General features: G+C 65.5%; 17 protein-coding genes. 7 read left to right on the top strand and 10 right to left on the bottom strand.

What is annotated here, in order from left to right:
- Positions 1–140: 140 nt before the first annotated feature.
- From ACO06X_RS08585 to ACO06X_RS08555, 7 genes are all read right to left on the bottom strand, one after another.
- Complete coding sequence (locus ACO06X_RS08585; RefSeq protein ID WP_421839506.1) at positions 141–1,439, bottom strand: acetamidase/formamidase family protein; 1,299 nt, start codon at positions 1,437–1,439, stop codon at positions 141–143.
- Between the two features lie 183 nt (positions 1,440–1,622).
- Positions 1,623–3,005, bottom strand: coding sequence for an efflux transporter outer membrane subunit (locus ACO06X_RS08580; RefSeq protein WP_421839505.1), 1,383 nt, complete (start codon positions 3,003–3,005; stop codon positions 1,623–1,625).
- Positions 3,005–4,153, bottom strand: coding sequence for an HlyD family secretion protein (locus tag ACO06X_RS08575; protein ID WP_421839504.1), 1,149 nt, complete (start codon positions 4,151–4,153; stop codon positions 3,005–3,007). The genes ACO06X_RS08580 and ACO06X_RS08575 overlap by 1 nt, the downstream gene beginning before the upstream one ends.
- Positions 4,154–4,163: 10 nt before the next feature.
- Complete coding sequence (locus ACO06X_RS08570; RefSeq protein ID WP_421839503.1) at positions 4,164–5,867, bottom strand: MFS transporter; 1,704 nt, start codon at positions 5,865–5,867, stop codon at positions 4,164–4,166.
- 24 nt (positions 5,868–5,891) lie between these two features.
- A complete protein-coding gene (locus ACO06X_RS08565; protein WP_421839502.1) occupies positions 5,892–6,116 on the bottom strand; it encodes a hexameric tyrosine-coordinated heme protein in 225 nt (74 codons plus the stop codon).
- A complete protein-coding gene (locus ACO06X_RS08560) occupies positions 6,113–6,325 on the bottom strand; it encodes a hypothetical protein (RefSeq protein WP_421839501.1) in 213 nt (70 codons plus the stop codon). The genes ACO06X_RS08565 and ACO06X_RS08560 overlap by 4 nt, the downstream gene beginning before the upstream one ends.
- Before the next feature lie 317 nt (positions 6,326–6,642).
- Positions 6,643–7,134, bottom strand: coding sequence for a hypothetical protein (locus ACO06X_RS08555; protein WP_421839500.1), 492 nt, complete (start codon positions 7,132–7,134; stop codon positions 6,643–6,645).
- Here ACO06X_RS08555 and ACO06X_RS08550 point away from each other — a divergent pair.
- Positions 7,133–8,752: a DUF5597 domain-containing protein gene (locus ACO06X_RS08550; RefSeq protein ID WP_421839499.1), complete on the top strand. Its 1,620-nt coding sequence runs from the start codon at positions 7,133–7,135 to the stop codon at positions 8,750–8,752. The genes ACO06X_RS08555 and ACO06X_RS08550 overlap by 2 nt on opposite strands.
- Positions 8,753–8,762: 10 nt before the next feature.
- Here ACO06X_RS08550 and ACO06X_RS08545 read toward each other — a convergent pair whose 3' ends face one another.
- The 3 genes from ACO06X_RS08545 to ACO06X_RS08535 all read right to left on the bottom strand — a co-directional run bounded on the left by ACO06X_RS08545 (position 8,763) and on the right by ACO06X_RS08535 (position 10,898).
- Positions 8,763–9,614 carry a transporter gene (locus ACO06X_RS08545; RefSeq protein WP_421839498.1) on the bottom strand — a complete coding sequence of 284 codons (852 nt, stop codon included), beginning with the start codon at positions 9,612–9,614 and terminating at the stop codon, positions 8,763–8,765.
- Positions 9,615–9,675: 61 nt separating this feature from the next.
- Positions 9,676–10,431, bottom strand: a complete 756-nt coding sequence (locus ACO06X_RS08540; RefSeq protein ID WP_421839497.1) for an anti-sigma factor family protein — start codon at positions 10,429–10,431, stop codon at positions 9,676–9,678.
- On the bottom strand, positions 10,428–10,898 hold the full coding sequence (locus ACO06X_RS08535; RefSeq protein WP_421839496.1) for an RNA polymerase sigma factor: 471 nt from the start codon (positions 10,896–10,898) through the stop codon (positions 10,428–10,430). Before ACO06X_RS08535 ends, ACO06X_RS08540 begins: the two co-directional genes overlap by 4 nt.
- A gap of 100 nt (positions 10,899–10,998) precedes the next feature.
- Here ACO06X_RS08535 and ACO06X_RS08530 point away from each other — a divergent pair, with 100 nt between their 5' ends.
- The 6 genes from ACO06X_RS08530 (at position 10,999) to ACO06X_RS08505 (ending at position 17,757) form a co-directional block, all read left to right on the top strand.
- Positions 10,999–12,222, top strand: a complete 1,224-nt coding sequence (locus ACO06X_RS08530) for a S8 family serine peptidase (protein WP_421839495.1) — start codon at positions 10,999–11,001, stop codon at positions 12,220–12,222.
- 98 nt (positions 12,223–12,320) lie between these two features.
- A complete protein-coding gene (locus ACO06X_RS08525; RefSeq protein ID WP_421839494.1) occupies positions 12,321–13,262 on the top strand; it encodes a hypothetical protein in 942 nt (313 codons plus the stop codon).
- A 96-nt stretch (positions 13,263–13,358) separates the two neighbouring features.
- Positions 13,359–13,604, top strand: coding sequence for a hypothetical protein (locus ACO06X_RS08520; protein ID WP_421839493.1), 246 nt, complete (start codon positions 13,359–13,361; stop codon positions 13,602–13,604).
- A gap of 216 nt (positions 13,605–13,820) precedes the next feature.
- Positions 13,821–14,609: an AraC family transcriptional regulator gene (locus ACO06X_RS08515; protein WP_421839492.1), complete on the top strand. Its 789-nt coding sequence runs from the start codon at positions 13,821–13,823 to the stop codon at positions 14,607–14,609.
- A 50-nt stretch (positions 14,610–14,659) separates the two neighbouring features.
- The gene (locus ACO06X_RS08510) at positions 14,660–15,805 is read left to right on the top strand and encodes a cytochrome P450 (RefSeq protein ID WP_421839491.1); all 1,146 of its coding nucleotides are present in this window, start codon (positions 14,660–14,662) and stop codon (positions 15,803–15,805) included.
- 635 nt (positions 15,806–16,440) lie between these two features.
- On the top strand, positions 16,441–17,757 hold the full coding sequence (locus tag ACO06X_RS08505; RefSeq protein ID WP_421839490.1) for a tyrosine-type recombinase/integrase: 1,317 nt from the start codon (positions 16,441–16,443) through the stop codon (positions 17,755–17,757).
- The last annotated feature ends 185 nt before the right edge of the window (positions 17,758–17,942 follow it).

Genomic DNA, 17,942 nt, shown 5'->3' with positions numbered 1-17,942 from the left:
GGCGCGCTGATGGGTTGGACCTGTGCTGCGCGGGGACTTGCCTCCCCCTCAGCAATCCTGCGCCGATGAGCTAGCCTTGCGGTCAGCCGCATCGCTATCCCGCGACTGCACCGCCCTGCACGCGGGGCGCACAAATGCGCTCAGCCGTACTGTTCCTCGACGAGATGAAGGATGCCGAGCCGGGCGAGGATCGTCTTGGGGCACATGAAGGTGACCCGCACCACACCGGGCAGCCGGCTGATCTCGATGGACCCCGCGATGGTCGCGCGATTCATCACTTCGTCATAGGGAATGCCCGTGATCCGCGCCGCGCGATCGAGGCCGTTCTTGGTCGCATCGTTGAGGGTTGCCCCCGACCCGATGAAGGTGATCGGTGCGTTGTCTTCGATCTCGTTCTGGCCATACCTGGCGCCGAGTGCGATCACCGCGTCCCGTTCGGCGGCATCGAGCGGACGGGCGAGGAACGGGACATCGTCGAGATTCTGCAGCAGGATCGGGCCATCGAGCGCGAGGCCCTTGATCACCTCGACCTGCAGTTCAACCTCGCCGGCGACATCGGTGGCATGCCCGGCGATCTCCCCGTTGCCCTGCTGGGCGTGCATGTCGCCCATGTAGATTCCGCCGCCGGGAATCTTGACCGGGCAGATCAGGATCGCACCTTCGCGGACGCTGTTCGTGTCCATGTGTCCGTCCGTCTTGTGCCGGTCGAGTTCTTCTTGCGAGAAGCTGTAGCCATGCGGCGCATCGAGCAGGAAGGTGCCGAAGTCCCCGGCATTGTGCGAATCCGGCAGATCGCGTGAGGGGGATGTGCCGATGTTGCCGAGGAAAGGCCGCATGCGGGCGGCGAGGCCGGCGATGTCTGCGCGGGCCAGCGAGAGGATCGAGTGCTGGGCCGAAGCCTCAGGCAGCGCGGAATTGACTTTCGCGTCCTGCGCCAGCGCCTCGGCCACCTGCTTGTTCACGGTCAGCGAGACCTGGTTCTCGCGATCGAGGACGATCACATAACCATTGCTGAAACGGAAGGCACTCACTTCTGCGCCGCAGCTGTCGCAATGCACCGCATCGTCACCTATGCCTTCGACATGGCTGGAAGGCGCCGTCGTTCCGCAAGCCGGGCACAGCTTGGCCACGAACGGATCGCCGACATAGCGGCCATCGACGAACTCCATCACGCCCGACGAGGTCGCCAGCGAAGTGACCCGAACCTTGCGCAGACGGATGGCGATCGCATCGCCGATCTCTGCGCCTTCGACGAGCACGGGCCGGGTTACTTCGTGCCCGCCCTGAAACTTCGGCGTGATCATCGGACCCCAGCATCCGGGCGGCGTCCCCGTGCGGATGACGCCGCCATCGCGCACGATTGCAGCCGGTGCGATGCCGGGCCCGACGATGCCGCCGCTGTATTCGTAAACTCCAACCTCGTCGCGAACGCTCGCCATGATCATGCTCCCTGAGGCCGGTGACTACCTCTGTGCCAAGCGGACTCAGCGCTCGGTATCGGCAGTCATACGAGGGGGATGAATGCGGCCAAAAGGCTGCCAGCGCAGGAATTAGCCGCTCAGCGAAGCAAAGCGCCGATGGCAGCACTCCGATCAGGGGTTGGCCGGGTCAGCCCGTGCCCATCACCTTTCCAAGGCCGCCGCTGTCCTTGTCCAGCCGCCGCCGAGCGCCTGATAAAGCTGCACGCGCGCCGTCAGCGCATCGGTTTCGAGGCTGACGAGCGCCAGATCGGCACTCAGCAACCCGCGCTGCGCGTCGAGTTGTTCGAGATAGCCCGAATAGCCTGCGCGGTAGCGATTGGTGGCGAGCCGCAGCCCCTCGGCCAAGGTATCGCGCTGGTGCCGCGCGAGCGCGATCTGCTCGTCGATGCCCTTGATGAAGGCCAGCGCGTCCTCGACCTCGCGAAAACCTTGCAGCACGGCGCGGCGATAGGCGAAGGCGGCCTGATCGCGCTGCCCCGCCGCGGCTTCGGCCCCCGCGCGCAGGCGCCCGCCTGCAAAGATCGGTGCAAGCGCGCTGCCGCCGAGCTGCCAGAGCGTGATGGGATCAGCGAGCAGGCTCGAAATCGCCAGCCCCCCGCTCAGCCCGAGGCGCAGCTGCGGCAGGAAGCGCTTGCGCGCGGCGGAAAGCGCTGCGTCGGTGGCGGCGAGCTGGTCTGCCGCCTGGGCAATGTCCGGGCGGCGCTCGAGCAGGGCCGAAGGCAGCCCGGCGGGTACCGCAGGCACGGCAAGGCTGGCGAGCGGCTTGCCGCGTTCGATGGCACCGGGAGTGTCCCCGGAAAGCTGGCTCAGGCTGTCTTCGTTGCGCCGGATCGCGGCCTCGATCTGCGGGATGATCTGCGCGGTCGCGTCATATTCGGCGCGGGCCTGCTGCAGCTCGAGCTTCGGCGAATAGCCCGCCCGGTCGCGCGATTGGGCAATGCGCAGGGACTCAGCGCGGGCGGCCAGCGTCTCTCTTGCGACGTGCAGCCGCGCATCGAGGCCGAGCAGTGCGATGTACTGGCTGGACACAGCCCCCGCCACAGCCAGCCGCACACCGTCATGCGCCGCCTCGCTCGCGAGAAAGGCCGCGCGTGAGGCCATCACGGAATCAGCGAGGCGACCGAACAGGTCCACTTCGTAGCTTGCGGAAAGCTGCGGCTGGGCGAAGTCCTGATTGAGCGGGGTGCCGAAGGCGCTGACCGTGCGCGAATGGCCGCCCGCCAGTCCTGCATCGAGCGTGGGCAGAAGCTGCGCGCGCGCCAGCGCCACATTGGCCCGCGCCTCGCGCACTCGCCCGGCGGCGATGGCGACATCCGGGTTGTTGGCGACGGCGTGCTCGACCAGCTGCGCGAGCGCCGGATCGCCGAAGGATTGCCACCACTGCGCATCGATGGCGCCGCCACCCTGATCGGCCCCGCCGCGCCACGCAGGCGGCGGCGCTATCGGCGGCGCGTTCTGCGGCTGCCCGCCGGAAACGCAGGCGCCCAAAAGCAGGACAGGCATGAGCAGGGCGGCGCGCATCATCATTGCCCCATCGCGCGTGTGTCCAACGACACTTCGACCGACATGCCCGGCCGCAGCCGCCGCGCCGCCGCCTGTCCGGGGTCTACCCCAATGCGCACCGCGATCCGCTGCGCGACCTTGACGAAATTGCCGGTCGCATTGTCAGCCTTGATCACCGCAAATTCCGATCCGGCAGCGGGGGAGATGTTCTGTACATGGCCGGTCAGCACCTTCCCGCCCAGCGCATCGACGCGGAACGTGGCAGGCTGGCCGACCGCCATGGCACGCGTCTGGCTCTCCTTGAAGTTGGCGACGATCCAAGCATCGTGGGGAACAAGGAAGACGAGCTGGGTACCCGGTGTGACATAGGCGCCATTGCGCACGCCGATCTCGGAAAGCTGGCCATCGGCCGGCGCGCGGATCACGGTGTTTTCGAGATCGATCTGCGCCAGCCGCAGCTGCGCTTTTGCCGCCTCGACTGCCGCGCGCAGGCCGTCGCGTCCGACGACCACGGTTCGCACATCCTGCGTGCCGATGGCGCGCCCTGCCTCGGCCTGACGCACCCCGGCTTCCGCTGCCATCAGCGCGGCGTGGGTCTGGTCGCGTTCGCGCTCCGAGATCGATCCGTCGGCCACGAGGGCATCTGCGCGCTTCATGTCTGCGCGGGCACGATCGAGCTGCGCGTGGGCATTGGCGATTGCGGCATCCTGGCTGAGCGTCGCCGTCTCGCGCGAGCGCTGGGCCTGCGCGGAATTAGCCAGCGCGGCTTCCTGTGCCGCAACGTTGGCCTCGGCCTGCGCCACCCGCGCGCGGTAGATGCGGTCGTCGATCGTCGCGATGATCTGGCCGGCCTTCACCTCGGTGAAATCCTGCACCGGCACTGATGTCACATAACCGCTGACTTGCGGCGCGATGATTGTTACCCGACCGCGCACATAGGCGTTATCGGTCGCTTCGGTAATCCCGGTGAAGGGCGGGAGACGCCACGCATAGAGCAGGGCCACGATCGCCAGCAGCGCCACCACGATGATGATCGCCACCGTCGTCCGGCTTTTGGTGGGCGGGCTCCAGCCTGCGGGCGGTGTGGCCGCGACTTGCGGATCGGCGGCGGTGCCGGGCGGCGAAGCGGTGCCGGGCGGAGAAGAGGTGATGGTGGCGGTCTCGGTCATGGCTTTGGCCTCATGGGTTTGGCTGCGCGGCTGCCTGTGCAGCCTGCGCCATTTTCTGCTGCAACAGGATGACGGGTGATGGCTCGCGCCGCCGCCAGATCGACCATCGAATGGCAAGGCCCCACAGCTCGGTCAGCACCGCCAGCGCGCCGACCAGCAGGAACACATCGTTGAAGGCGAGAATATTGGCCTCACGCGCAACTTGCTGCGCAACGAGCGCGCCGCCTGCCGCGCCGCGCAGCGCGGCGTCACCCTGGGTCGGCGCTAGCACCACCGCACTGCCGCGCATCCGCGCCGCGACGACCGGATCGGTCATCACGATCGACTGCACCAGTTCGTGCGAGTGGTACTTCTCGCGCTCGATCTGGAAGGTGCCCAGCAGCGCCGTCCCGACCAACCCACCGACGCTCTGGCTCATGGCGAAGAGGACAACAAAGCTGATGAAGTGCTTTGGCCCCGCCAGTAGCGTGCGCGAGATGCCGATGACCATCGCCTGCGCCAGGAACAGCAGCGAGGCAAACCCGATTAGCGCCTGGCTGAAATAGAGGTTTTCCGGCCGCGTCAGATTGGTGGCCGAGGCATCGATGAACGCCCCGATCGCGATCAGCAGCACGGCAAAGTTGATCGGCGCGGTGAGGTTGCTGGGCCGGAACGTAAGAATTGCCGTCGCGAGGCCCGCGAGCGAGGCGGCAACGACGATCAGGTTCAGCGTCACCATCTGGTCGTTGCTCATGCCAAGGACAGTGAGCAGGCCGATCGAGCCGAATGCCTGTTCGGAGAGGAGGATGCGGATCGAGGCGGCAACGAGGATCAGCCGCACGAGGTGGCGCGTGCCGAGCCAGCGTGTCTGGATCAGCGGATTTTCCCGCAGATGCTCCAGGATGAGCGAGGCGCCGATCAGCACGACGCTCAGCACCAGCGCGATCCCCATCCACGGGCGCTCGGTCCACCATTCGACGCGGCCTTCGGAGAGCACCGCGACGAGGAGGCCAATGCCCGGCGCAAACAGCGCGAAGGTGAGGAAATCGAGCGGCTCGAACACCTTTTCGCGCTCGCTAGGCGGCAACGGGAGCGCCATGACCGCCGCGAGCGTGGCCAGCGCGAGGCCGAGCTCGAACCAGTAGAGCATGTGCCAGTCTCCCCAATCCAGCAGCCGGGGCGAGAGCGCGCGGGCGAGCGGTGTCGCCAGCATGGGCACGCAGATGCCGATCATCGCGCCCGCCAGCCGGCGCGGCGCGGTCATGCTCTGCATGAAATAGAGGATCGTCAGCGTCGAAAGGCCGCTTGCCGCGATGCCGCTAATCGCCCGGACGGCGACTGCTGACCAGAAATCGTGAACGAAAAGGTGCAGCAGCGTGGACACCGCATAGGCCGCGAGCATCCAGCGGATGAACGGCTGCAATCCGAACTGCTGGCGATACTTTACCAGCAAGAGGTTGGACGGCACATTTGTCATGAAATACGCCGCCGTCAGCCAGGTCGCCTCGTCGCTGTAGAGTCCGAGCGAGCCTTGCGCGAAGCCCAGATTGACAAGGGTCAGCGCATTGCCCAGCCCGCCGGTGATGCCGACCAGCGCGCCAATCGCGAAATAGCCGCGCCGCCGCGCCGCCGCGATGCGGGATGATCGGGATTCGCGGGCGAACCCGGCAGCGTCGGCCGTTCGTGCGGCTTGAAGACATAGGGCGCCTCCTCGGTCATCGTGGCGCCCCTTCAATGCCCGCCCGCATTGCTGCCGCGCTCAACGCCAATAGGCATTGGCGGCGGCGATCGTCTGGAAGTTCACCGCCACGACATGCGATGAGGCGATGAGGGCATTCGCGTCGTCCTCGTAGATCGGACGCAACTTCTGGCGCACTTCGTCCGAAGGCTGGGTGAGCTTCACCGCCATGCGCGACAGCTTCATCGCGAGGGCAAAGCCGGCTTCGGGCGTGTCGGTCACAAGTGTTTCAAGCCAGGTGGTCATGATCTCGCTCCTTCAGTGCAAGGCAAATGCAAAGTGTTATCGATGCCGCCCGGAATCGCGCGTTCCAGCAACATTTTTATCGTGTTTTTCGGTACTTGGCTTGCCGAAAGTAAAGCGCAAGGGCCGCTCTCGGCCGCGGTGACCGCGATCATTGCCCGAGGCGCCCAGCCCCCCGCAGATTGTGGGCCGAAGCGCAGGATGTCTGCCATCGCGTTTGGCAGGGGCTGCCTCTGCGGTGCGGGCAAGATCGCTGGGCAGGTCGCTCATGGCAGTGTCTCCGGCATCGGCGAAGCCTCGTTTTGCTGTTGCCGAGTTAAGCCCGTTTCCCGCCAAGTGTTATCGGCCAGCGCGGCATTTGATTGTTGCCCGAAACGCCCCAATATGCCCGGTATCGGGAAAGCGGTCAGGCATGGCCGGGTCTGGCGCGTAGCTATCCGATTGCTCATCGTCGCGCCCCAGGCACAGAGCTAGAGGTCCCAGCAGGGAGGGTTGCGGAAGGTCTCTCTCAGCCAGTTTATCAGCACCGTCATTTTCGCTCACGCGCTGCGGGCGAGTAGCAGACGAACAGCTCCGCGCCCTCGGTCAACGCGTGCTTCCGCGCGGTGCGCTGGATCAGGCAGGCCGCGATCGCGCGTTCCAGTTCAGGTAGCCGCTCGCTGACGGCGGCCATGGCAGGCTTCGCGCTCGCGGCGGAAAACCGCACCCGGGTGAAGCTTTTCGTGCTGATGCACGCGCCGACCCCCAGAGTCTCCTCTGGGCGGAAGTGCTGAAAAACCCGCTGCTCTGGCATCTGCGGTTCGGCGGGCCGGACAATGCCGAATTGCGTTAAACTCTGCGCGAAAAGGTCTGTCGAGGCAGCGAGCCTGCTTGCACGACGTCTTTGAACCACGATTTGCCAAATGAGAAGGAGCATTCTAGTTGTGTGAAGAATGCGCCAGCGCGAAGAGGATCCTGTCTTGCAAAAACGCCTGCTCGGAATGGCCATGGCCTTGGCGGCGTTGCCGGTGTCGGTTGCCATGGCCGCCGAACCGCTTCCCGCCCTTCGCGATCGCCAACTGCTGGTGGACGGCAAACCCTATCTGGCGCTGGGCGGCGAGCTCCACAATTCCAGCGCTTCCAGCCCGGAATACATGGGTTCGGTGTGGGACAAGCTTCAGGCCATGCACGTGCGAACGGTGATCTCGACCGTGTCGTGGGATGACTCGGAGCCAAAGGAAGGCCGGTTCGATTTCAGCCTGGTCGACGCGCAGATCGCCGAGGCGCGCAGGCGCGATATGCGGATCGTGCTGATCTGGTTCGGGGCGTTCAAGAATGCGGCGTCAACGTATGCGCCAGCGTGGGTCCGCGCAGACACTTCGCGCTTCCCCCGTGCGGTCGCCAAGGGCGCACTGAAGGAGGTGTTCACCTACCCCGGCGCCATGCCCAAGCCGGTGCTTTCGGTGTTCTCGCCCGAATTGCTCAAGGCTGATCGCAAGGCTTTCGCGGCGCTGATGAAGCATCTGGCCACGGCCGATCCGGACCACCGCGTGATCATGGTGCAGGTGAACAACGAATCCGGACTGCTACGCGACAGCCGCGATCGCTCGGCTCTGGCAGAAGCGGCGTGGAGAGCACCGGTGCCGACGGAACTCTTGAGGTTCCTTGCCGCAAACCGCAGTGCCCTGAAACCCGAACTCGATGCGTTGTGGGCCCGTCAGGGTCGCCGCGCCTCCGGCACGTGGGCCGAGGTATTCGGAACCGACTGGCAGGCCGACGAGGTGTTCATGGCCTGGCACTTTGCCCGATACATGGAAGCTCTGGCCGCAGCGGGCAAACGGGAACTCAAGCTGCCGATGTATACCAATGGCTGGCTCGGTCCGCAGGAAGGCCAGCCCACGGCAGGGCAGTATCCCAGCGGCGGCCCCGCGCGGCGCGTGCTCGATGTCTGGCGCGCAGCGGCGCCTTCGTTCGATATGCTCTCACCCGACATCTACACGCCCAACGTCAAGCAGGTGCTGGCCGACTACGATCATGCGGGAAACCCCGTGTTCGTGCCCGAGGCTGAATTTCGCACTGGCAACCTGTTCTGGGCGCTCGGGCAGCACCGTGCGATCGGTTACTCGGTATTCGGGATCGAGGATGGGCGGGTCGATAGCCAACTCGCGCAAGCCTTGTCCCAGCTCTCCGGCATGGACGCGGTGATTGCCCGCGCGCAGGCGGAAGGACGCATCGCAGGGGTTCTGCTCGACGATGGCAAGCCCGCCGTGATCACGTTGGGCGGCTACAGCATTACGGTCCAGGAAACGATGGGACTGTTGCGGCAAATGCTGCTCGACGTTGGACTGCAGGCACCCCCGCCGCCACCGCCACTCCCCAGCGAGACGGAAGGCCCGCTGGCCCGGCCTGCGCCGGGCGATGGCAGGGCCTTCGGCATCATCATTGCCGAGGGGAACGACACGTTCCAGATCATCGGCAAGGGCTTTACTGCAGACTTCTCCAAGGGTTCGGCGCTCGCCGAACTCGACCGGGTGGAAGAAGGTCGCATGACTGCCGAGGGCTGGAAGCCCGGTCGAAACCTCAACGGTGACGAACGCCTGAGCATTGTGCCGACTGACCGGGTCGGCACGATCCGGATCAGGCTGATGCCTCCGGGCTGAGCGCAGCGACCTAGAAACCTGCTCCCAAGCGCAGGCCCAATCTGACATCGGGCGCGCCCCGGCTCAGCCCGGCTTCGCTTTGCAGCCCCAACTGCAGCTTGCGTCCAAGAGCAACGCCCACTCCGAAGCCGATGCTCTGGCGGTCAGCGCGCGCGCGCGCTGCGGATTGCTCGTAGGAATAGGAAATCGCCGCCGATGCCCGCGAAGAGAGCGCAATGCGCGTTCCGGCCGAGGCCGCGAGCGTGTTGCGCACGGCAAACCCCGCCGGCTTGCCGACGAGAGTGTATCCCACCGCCGCAAACGGGGTAATGCCGCCGCGCAAGGGACGCGCGATTTCGGCGTTCACTGCGTAATCGACCTTGCCGGTTCCCAGACCCTTGCTGCGCGAGGCTGTCGGCAGCTTTACCCCGGCACCGAGCGAGGCGATGAAGCCTTCTGCTGGCAGGTCGTAGGCGGCCTCGATTGCCGCATCGCCGATCCCTTCGCGCCGCGTGCGCACCGTTTGGCTGGTGTTGCTGCCCAGCAGCGGGGTTCCAAACAGACCGCCCTGACTGACGACCACGTCAATCGGCGCCGTTGTCCGCACATAAGGTATGGCCGCTGCCAGCCTCACTCGCCCCTTGCGAAGTCCCACACCGATCTTCGCCGAAGCGGTTTCGACCTTCGCACCGGTGCCGTAAGTGCCTTGTTCATAGTCCACACCGCCAAAGACCTCGGCAGTAGTTCGGCTTTTTGGGGGCTCATGCGGGCCAGGTGCAGAAAGCTCCTGCGCCGAGGCGGGGAAGGGCAACGAGAGAACTGCGGTCAGAACGCCGGAAATCATGAATTTGCGCATGGTCGTCTCCACGAGATGGCGGCTCACAGGGCCGTGCCTTCGTGGCGAAAACGAACGCCGCGCGCCGCTTAATCCATCGTGTCGGCATTCATTGTGGCGTCTTGCGCCAACCGCGCGCCCTCGCGTCCTGTTCCTGCGCAGCGTCGAGTGCGCCGTCCGGCGCCATGTCCTGCGCCATGGCCATCAGCGCGGCATCGGTGCTGCCCGCTTGGCGATAATCGCCCGACTGGCCTGCCGGAGCGCCAAACACCTTACGTAGCTGCCAGCCCCGTTCATCGCGGCAAGCGATTCCGGCCTGCGCCTTGCCCGCGAAGGCGCGGCAATAAGTGCCGGTCCTGTCGCGGAAGCTGAGCAGGATGCGCGTCGGTGCCGTCCCGGATGTTTCAGCGGACAGTTGCTTGCCGAGCGCATCGGCAAGTGGCCCTGAAGCATAGTCCGAACCATTCGCCATCGGGGTTTCCCGATCTGCAAGCCGGGGCAGCAGGACGGCCAGAACCAGCGTGGCAGCCAACGCAGGTCCGGCAATCCACGCCCAGCGCCGCGACAAGCCTGGCCGCCGGTCCGTAGCGGGAGCCGGCCGGCGGCTCGCCCGTTCCTTCCGCGCTGCGGCGAAATCGATCACCTGGCCTTGTGGCTCCCCCAATGCTGCCGTCAGTCGCTCCGGGATGGGCGCATCCATGATCGGGGCGAAATGGGCGGAAAGCTGGTCCCGCAGTGCGCGATGCTGCACCACCTGGCGGACAAGATCGGGGTCGAGCGCGACCACTGCGGCAATGGCCCGCGCCTCCGCTTCCGGGAGCTGACCATCGGCAAAGGCCGCAAGCTGTTCCGGGGTGATTGTCATGGCGTAGTCCCAAGCAAAGTGAGCAATGCATCGCGGCCGCGTACCAGCCGCGAATTCAGCGTACCGACCGGGCAGCCGACGATCTCGGCGGCTTCCTTGTAGGAGTAGCCCTCGACCATCACGAGCAGCACCGCCTCGCGCTGCTCGGTAGGCAGGCGCGCGAGGGCGCGATCGATGTTGCCAAGCTCGACAACAGCTTCCTGATCGCCGCTGGCTCCTTCGGCTGCGCCGTGTTCCTCATCGACGAAGGTTTGCCACCGGCGTGAGCGGGAACGCGTTTCGTCAATCCAGATGTTGCGCATGATCCTGAACATCCAGCTGTCGAGCCGCGTCCCTTCCTGCCATTGATCCCGGCGGACAAGCGCACGTTCGATGGTCATCTGGCACAGATCGTCGCCATCGGCCTGATCGCGCGCCAGCCCGGCCGCAAACCGCCGCAGGCGCGGCAGGTGCGTCAGGATCTGCAATTCGAAGCGTTCGGCCAGCTTTCTGCCCTTTCATGGATGAAACGCTCGGCCCCACTCGTTTAATCCGCAGTTCAGCAAAAAGAATCAAGGCTTCAAAGTCATGCATTTGCGCCTGCTCCTAGCACTCACGCTGGTCGTTGCTGCCGCTCCGGCTGCTGCCCAGCTCGGCCTGCCCGGCATCGACCAGACGCTGGGCCGGGTCAGGGGCAGCATAGACGGTCTTGTCGATCAGACGGTGAGCACCAGCCTCGAGACGGTGGATCGCCTTGCCTCGGTCCGGACCCTGCGGCTGGACCGGCTGGTGCGAGATCACCGCGAAGCGATCGAGTTCGACGGGGATGGCCAGCCCGCGCGGCGCGGCGAGCTTCTGCTCGAAGGTGCGGACGATGCATCGCTCGCACGTGCGCTGCAGAACGGTTTCACCCTCATCGCCCGAGAGGATGTGCCCGAGCTTGGCATCTCGGTCGTCCGCCTTGCGGTGCCAGCCGGCCAGTCGCTTGCCCGAGCGCAGCGGGAGCTGCACGGGCTGCTGCCTGGCGCGACGATCGCTGCGGATCAGCTCTACCTCGCATCTGGCAAGGCAGCAGCCGGCTCGCCCGGCAAGGCGGTGCCGCCGCTCGGCGCCGTGTCCACGCGGATCGGGGTGATCGACGGGGCGCCTGCGGCTTCCGCGGCCGTCGCTGCCTTGCGCGGCTTTGCGCGCGGTGCGCCGCTTGCCAGCGATCATGGCAGCGCGGTCGTCTCGCTGCTGCGGCATGCGGGTGCTTCCCAGATCGTGGCGGCTGATGTCTATGGCACCGATCCCGCCGGCGGCAATGCCATGGCCATCGCGCAGGCGCTGGGCTGGATGGTCGCGCAGCAGGCGCGGGTCGTCTCGATCAGCCTGGTCGGTCCGCGCAATCCGGTGCTGGAGCGCGCGATCAAGGCGGTCCAGGCGCGCGGCGCGGTCGTGGTGGCGGCTGTCGGCAACGATGGTCCTGCCGCGCCGGCGTCGTTTCCCGCTTCCTATCCCGGCGTGCTCGCCGTGACAGCAGTCGATGGCCGCAACCGCGCCCTGATCGAAGCCGGCCGCGCGCTCCATCTCGATTATGCCGCGCCGGGCGCCGATATGCTGGCGGCCAACGCTGCCGGGGTGTGGAAGCCGGTGCGCGGCACATCCTTCGCCGCGCCTCTGGTCGCGGTGCGTGCCGCGCATGCCTTGTCAGTTGCAGACGCGCGCTGGCAGGCCGAGCTTGACGGCGAAGCGCACGATCTTGGCCGCCGCGGGCCTGATCCCGTCTTCGGGCGCGGCCTCATCTGCGGCCTGTGCCGCCGCATGCGATGAAATTTTTGCCTGTGATGGATTAAGCCGCAACGCCCATCCGTTTCCCTTGCATGCGGCACGAAAGGATCGTGCCCGCACCGGAACGAAAGGGAATTGCCATGAAGATCCTTCTCGCATCGACCACCGCGCTGTTTCTTACCATCGTGCCCGCGCACGCCCAGCTCATCGGCGGAGGCGGCGCACTTGGCGGCACACTGGGCGGCACACTGGGTGGCACCTTGGGCGGAACGCTGGGCGGCACCTTGAGCGGCCCGGGCAGCATTGGCTCGACGATGGACACCGTCCGCTCGCCGGTCGACACTGTCGGGACCGCCACGCGCGCGAGCTCGAAGTCCAGCGCCCGCACCGCCGGCAGTCAGAACGTCAACGCGAAAAGCGGCACGGTTCATGCCGATCGCAGCGCCAATGCCGGGCTGACCGGGATGGCGGCGCAGGCAGTTTCCACGCCTGCACAGGCGATGGCGGGCAGCGCCTCGGGTGGCGCTTCGGGCAGCGCCGCAGGTAGCGCCGATGCGCAGCTCATCGGCACCGATGCGCTGACCCAGACCGCCACGGGCACACTCACCGCGGCCCGCACCGCTGCGTCCGATGCCGCGATGACCGCGCGCAGCAGCGCGGGGATGATCGGCTCGGCCGCCCGGCAGAATGCGGGTTCGGCCAGCGGCGGTGCAACGGGAACGGCGAACGGCAGCGCCAACGGCCTGCTGTCTGGCGCATCGGGCAATCTGGCTGCTGCGGGCAGTCTGGCGGCGGCTGGCGAAGGAGCCTTCTCCGTCAACCGCGGCATGAGCGTCCTCGGCCCTGACGGGAACCGCCTGGGCAAGGTCCGCAGTGTTATCGCGGATACGCATGGTGAAGTGCAGGCGGTCCTCGTCAAGGTCGATGGCGCAACCGCCACGCTGCCGGCTGCCAATTTCTCGGGCAAGGGCAATGCGCTTGTCTCGGCGATGGGCGAGAGCCAGATCAAGCAGCAACAGGCCGCTGCGAAGAGCGCGGCGCCCAAGCAGGGAACGCCAGCGCGGTCCACGGCCCGGAAATGACCTGGTGCAGTGACCTCGGGCAGTGATCTCGCTGCTGCCCAATTTCCAAACCGACGTCACCGTGATGTGGCTCGGTAGCAGGACAATGCCGAGTAGGTGGGTGAATTTGCAGATGGAGAATGGCGGCGTGCGCCTGTCCTGGCTGGGGGCGTGCGTATCGATCTGCACAGATTATCACCCACCGATCTCGACTTCCTTTTCATAACTTATATTTTTCAATTACTTGCATTAATTGTTATGTACCTGCTGGAGCCGCAAGTCTCCCGCACCGGTGGTAATGGCGGCCCGGGCTTCGACGAACTGGCTTGCGCGGGGCATTGTCTCTCCAATCACCAGCCATGATGCGGCGGCACCCTTTGCCTTGCCGCCACCGCGATGAAAACAGAGCGACATACGAATTCAGACTTGGCGAATGGAGGCCGGAATCCGCCGCCCGCAGATCGCATGGACCTTGCCTGGCACCGCTGTTAGCGTTGCAGGATGGCGAGAGGGTCAATCTGTGAACCGGTCGAGGTCCACCCTCGTGCCCTGGTGCGGGCCGAGCGCGTCATGGCGGCCTTGGCCGACCCTGCGCCCGAACGATTTGCGCACTTTCACGATGCCGCCGAACTGGTCTGGTTCCAGGCGATTTCGGGTGAACTGGTCAGCGAGGACGGTGTCTTCACGCTGCGCGCCGGAACGCTCGTGTTCGTGCCTTCCATGCGCCATCACGATTTTGCCATAACCGAGGGCGCGCACAGCTGGGTTCTGGCACATCTCGATCCATCGCTGACAGCGGCCATTTCTGCGCGCGAGGCGCAGATCTCGCTCGGCCGCTGCACGGCGATCACGTTTGATGGCGCCATGCGCGGCCGCATGAACACGCTGTTCGACTGGCTACTGGAACTTGCGGCCAATCCCGCCCCTGCGCGTGCGACAACCGCGGGCATCGTCGAACTGATACTCGGGACGATTGCGCTCGCCGGTGATGGCCACCCGGAGAAAGCGCCTGGCGAGAGCGGCGGGCTCGATCGGCTCAGGCCAGCGCTCGACCTCGTGGCGCGGAGCCCTGCAAGCCCGATAACGTTGAGCAGCGCGGCCAGTGCCTGCCACCTCTCGGAAGCCTATTTCTCGCGCCGCTTCAAGCTGGTCTTTGGCAATACCTTTTCGGATTGCCTGCGCTCCTATCGGTTGCGACTGGCGGCGCAGCGGCTGCTTTCGGGCGGGGAGCGGATCAACGAAATCGCCTACAAGACCGGCTTTGCCAGCCCCGCGCACCTTGCCGACCAGTTCCGCAGGCGCTTCGGCATGAGCCCGCGCGAGTACCGGGCCAAGGCCCGCAAAGGTCAAGAACACGAAAGCAATTGACTGGTTTTGTCCGCTGGTTTTCCAAGCTCAGCCCGTGCGATAATCTTTCCATGTCAGACCAAGATTGCATTGATCCGTTTCGCGCCGAGCGTCAGGCCCATGGCATCCTGATTGCCGATTTCGTCGGCGAAACCATCCCGATGATCCTGCGCCATGCCGATGTTCGCCAGGCAGCGAAGGATTGGACGATCTTCTCGTCGGATGCGCCGATGCGGGTGCCGATCCCGTCAGAGGAGGGCGTGCGGTCGGTTCGCCAGTTGCCGATCGAGGCCGATCCGCCGCTCCACACCCAGTTTCGCGATCTGCTCAAGCCGATCTTCCTGCGCCCATTGGCGCCGGACTATCAGGCCCGCATCGACGCGCTGATCGCGCGGCTGATCGAAGCCGCCACCGCCCAGCCGGAGATCGAGATCGTGCGCGGGTTTGCTCTGCCGCTGCAATCGCGCGCGCTCACTTATCTGCTGGGCATGCCGGAAGAGGCGGCTGAGGAATGGATCGGCTGGGGCACCCATGTCTTTCACGATGGCGAAGACAGCACGGGGAAGGGGGCAACGCTTGACCGCTATATCCGCGGTGCGCTCGATGCCGCCGATGTCGTCCATGGCACCGACTTCTTTGCGATCCTGCGCCGCGCAACGGTCGATGGCCGCGCGCTGACAATCGACGAGATGATCGGGATCGCGAATCTGACCTTTGCCGGCGGCCGTGACACGGTGATCCATTCGGTCAGCCGCATCATTGCCTACTTTGCCGCACACCGCGAGGAGCTTGCCGCCCTTGCCGCTGATCACAAGCGGATCGCCTTCGCGACCGAAGAGTTCGTCCGCTTCATATCACCGCTCACCCACATCGGCCGCGTCTGTGCCCATCGCACGCAACTGGGCAGCCACGACGTGCAGGCGGACGAGCGCATCTCACTGTGCTGGGCTTCGGCGAATCACGATGAACGCGTGTTCGAAGATCCCGGGGTGGTCAGGCTCGACCGGTCGCCCAATCCGCACCTGGGCTTCGGCAGCGGGGTGCACAACTGCCTCGGCGCAACCCAGGCCCGCGCGATCCTGCGCAGCCTCATCCAGCAACTGGCCACACAGACCAGCGCGATCACCGTGCTGGGCGAGGAGCGTCAATACGAAGAGCAAACCGATTATCGCCGTTGGGTCGGCTTTGAATCGCTGCTCGTGCACATGGAGCGCTGAGCCGGGTGCCGATCAGCGCGCTACGCTCGGTCGGCGCGCGATCGGGGGGGCATTCACTCCACACTGAGTTGAGATCAGGCCGGCACCAAGCGGCACGGCTGCGAGTTCATCGCTGCCAAAGTAGATCTCCCCACCGAAACCCGCGGGACCTGCGGCGACAGCGTCCCCGATATCGACGAGGACAGAGCAGTCCATACCTCTGGCGCCAGGCCCCGGCAGATGCATGAGCGCGCGACCTTGCTTGTCATGCGCAGTAACAGTCTGTCGGCCGCCGACCGAGAGGCCGCGCAACGTCGTTACACTCAGATTGCCAGAGGTTCTAACTCATATCCTTACCCACGCCTGTGGGAGACAGATGGAAATGAGCGGCAAGAGGCTAAAGCGCGTCACCCTGCCTAAGTGGTTGAGCCTTTTCCGGCTTAAGAACTTTGGGAAACGGCCTGAAATAGGCCGTTGGCGGAGACGGAGTCCGTCTAACTAAGGTTCGGATACGGTCGCAGGATGTCAGATAATGGGCTAAAACATAGTAGTTTATGAGATTGATAGTTCATATGCGTTCGCATCTGTCCCTTTCCGTTCATGGGCAACCGCGCTATTATCGTGGGCATCGCTATGGGCAACAAGGACGGTCCGCCATGCCTCGCAAGCTGCACAATGCTCTAACCCCAGTCTCTGTCCGCAGCGCCGCCCCCGGTCGCCATGCTGATGGCGGAGGACTGTATCTGCGGGTTCAGGATGGCGGGGCACGCTCTTGGCTGTTCCGTTCCACCGCTGGCGGCAAGGCGCGCGACATTGGTCTAGGCCCGGCTGCTGGTGCTGGTGCGATCGCGCTGGCCGATGCACGCACCATGGCCCGCGAACTGTCCATACAAGCCGCGAAGGGCGAGGCACTGGAGGGCAAGCGTACCAAAGCCCGCAAAGCCGCCGCACAGGCACAAGCCGAGGCTTTAACGCGCCGAAGCTTCCGCGACGTGGCCGAGGCGTTCATTGATCGCAAAGAGGGCGGCTGGCGCAATGACAAGCATCGCCAGCAATGGCGCAACACGCTCGCGACCTACGCCTATCCGATCATCGGTGACTTGCCCGTTTCGCTGATTGGCACCGATCACGTTTTGCAGGTGCTGGAGCCGATCTGGCGCTCCAAGCCGGAAACCGCCAGCCGGGTGCGGGGAAGGATTGAAAACGTGCTGTCCGCTGCCACGGTGCAGGGAATGCGCTCTGGCGAAAACCCGGCGCTCTGGCGCGGGCATCTGGACCATATCCTGCCAAAGCCGGGGAAGCTGCAACGGGGCCACCATGCCGCGCTTGCCTATGGCGAGTTGCCCGCATTCATGGCGGACCTTCGCAAGCGGGAGGCAGTCGCAGCGCGGGCGCTGGAGTTTACAATCCTGACAGCCGCGCGCACCGGCGAGGTGATCGGCGCGACATGGGCCGAGATCGACCTAGCGGCGGCCATTTGGACCGTTCCCGCCAGCCGCATGAAAGCGGGCAAAGAACATACCGTGCCGCTTCCCCCGCGCGTTGTGGCCATTCTGGAGGCCGTCCAGCCGCTCAACACCAAGCGCCGCGCCGCTTCCCCAGTGTTCCCCGCCAGCGATGGCGAGGCGCTGTCCGGCATGGCAATGGCGATGCTTATCCGCCGGATGCACAAAGCAGAGCAGGCCGAGGGCCGGCCCGGCTGGATCGATCGCAAGGAAGGCGGGCGCTTGATTACCTCGCACGGATTCCGCTCCACCTTCCGTGATTGGGCTGGCGAGCAATCGGCCTTCCCCCACGAAGTGATCGAACACGCTTTGGCGCACCAGATTCCGGACAAGGCTGAGGCATCCTATGCCCGCGCCACGTTGCTACCCCGCCGCGTCAAGCTGATGGATGCATGGGCCGAGTACTGCGCCCACCCCGCCACGGCTGGCGGCACTGTCATGCCGATTCGGCAGGCCGAGGCCGTCTAAGGTTTTACCGGGCAGTGGGCCCGATGGAAGCGGGCCAGCTAAGGGATTGCGCCGCAGTGCTGACCCTGCCCGTCAGGTGTAGCGACCGACTTGCCAGCGTGGCTCGGTCGGCGCGCCGCCCTGCTAGGTCATCGGCAATTTTACCGGGGCACCCGAGAGCTCTATGGCAGTTCTGGAACTAAAAG

This window comes from Novosphingobium sp., assembly GCF_965229225.1.
GTDB lineage: Bacteria > Pseudomonadota > Alphaproteobacteria > Sphingomonadales > Sphingomonadaceae > Novosphingobium.
The sequence above is the reverse complement of the archived record's forward strand: the minus strand, read 5'-3'. Positions and strand labels throughout refer to the sequence as shown.

Bases quoted from the DNA above. Each gene is read 5' to 3' on its own strand.
- ACO06X_RS08585 (WP_421839506.1), bottom strand. From the start codon at position 1,439: ATGGCGAGCGTTCGCGACGAGGTTGGAGTTTACGAATACAGCGGCGGC.
- ACO06X_RS08580 (WP_421839505.1), bottom strand. From the start codon at position 3,005: ATGATGCGCGCCGCCCTGCTCATGCCTGTCCTGCTTTTGGGCGCCTGC.
- ACO06X_RS08575 (WP_421839504.1), bottom strand. From the start codon at position 4,153: ATGACCGAGACCGCCACCATCACCTCTTCTCCGCCCGGCACCGCTTCG.
- ACO06X_RS08565 (WP_421839502.1), bottom strand. From the start codon at position 6,116: ATGACCACCTGGCTTGAAACACTTGTGACCGACACGCCCGAAGCCGGC.
- ACO06X_RS08560 (WP_421839501.1), bottom strand. From the start codon at position 6,325: ATGGCAGACATCCTGCGCTTCGGCCCACAATCTGCGGGGGGCTGGGCG.
- ACO06X_RS08550 (WP_421839499.1), top strand. From the start codon at position 7,133: ATGGCCGCCGAACCGCTTCCCGCCCTTCGCGATCGCCAACTGCTGGTG.
- ACO06X_RS08555 (WP_421839500.1), bottom strand. From the start codon at position 7,134: ATGGCAACCGACACCGGCAACGCCGCCAAGGCCATGGCCATTCCGAGC.
- ACO06X_RS08540 (WP_421839497.1), bottom strand. From the start codon at position 10,431: ATGACAATCACCCCGGAACAGCTTGCGGCCTTTGCCGATGGTCAGCTC.
- ACO06X_RS08530 (WP_421839495.1), top strand. From the start codon at position 10,999: ATGCATTTGCGCCTGCTCCTAGCACTCACGCTGGTCGTTGCTGCCGCT.
- ACO06X_RS08525 (WP_421839494.1), top strand. From the start codon at position 12,321: ATGAAGATCCTTCTCGCATCGACCACCGCGCTGTTTCTTACCATCGTG.
- ACO06X_RS08510 (WP_421839491.1), top strand. From the start codon at position 14,660: ATGTCAGACCAAGATTGCATTGATCCGTTTCGCGCCGAGCGTCAGGCC.
- ACO06X_RS08505 (WP_421839490.1), top strand. From the start codon at position 16,441: ATGCCTCGCAAGCTGCACAATGCTCTAACCCCAGTCTCTGTCCGCAGC.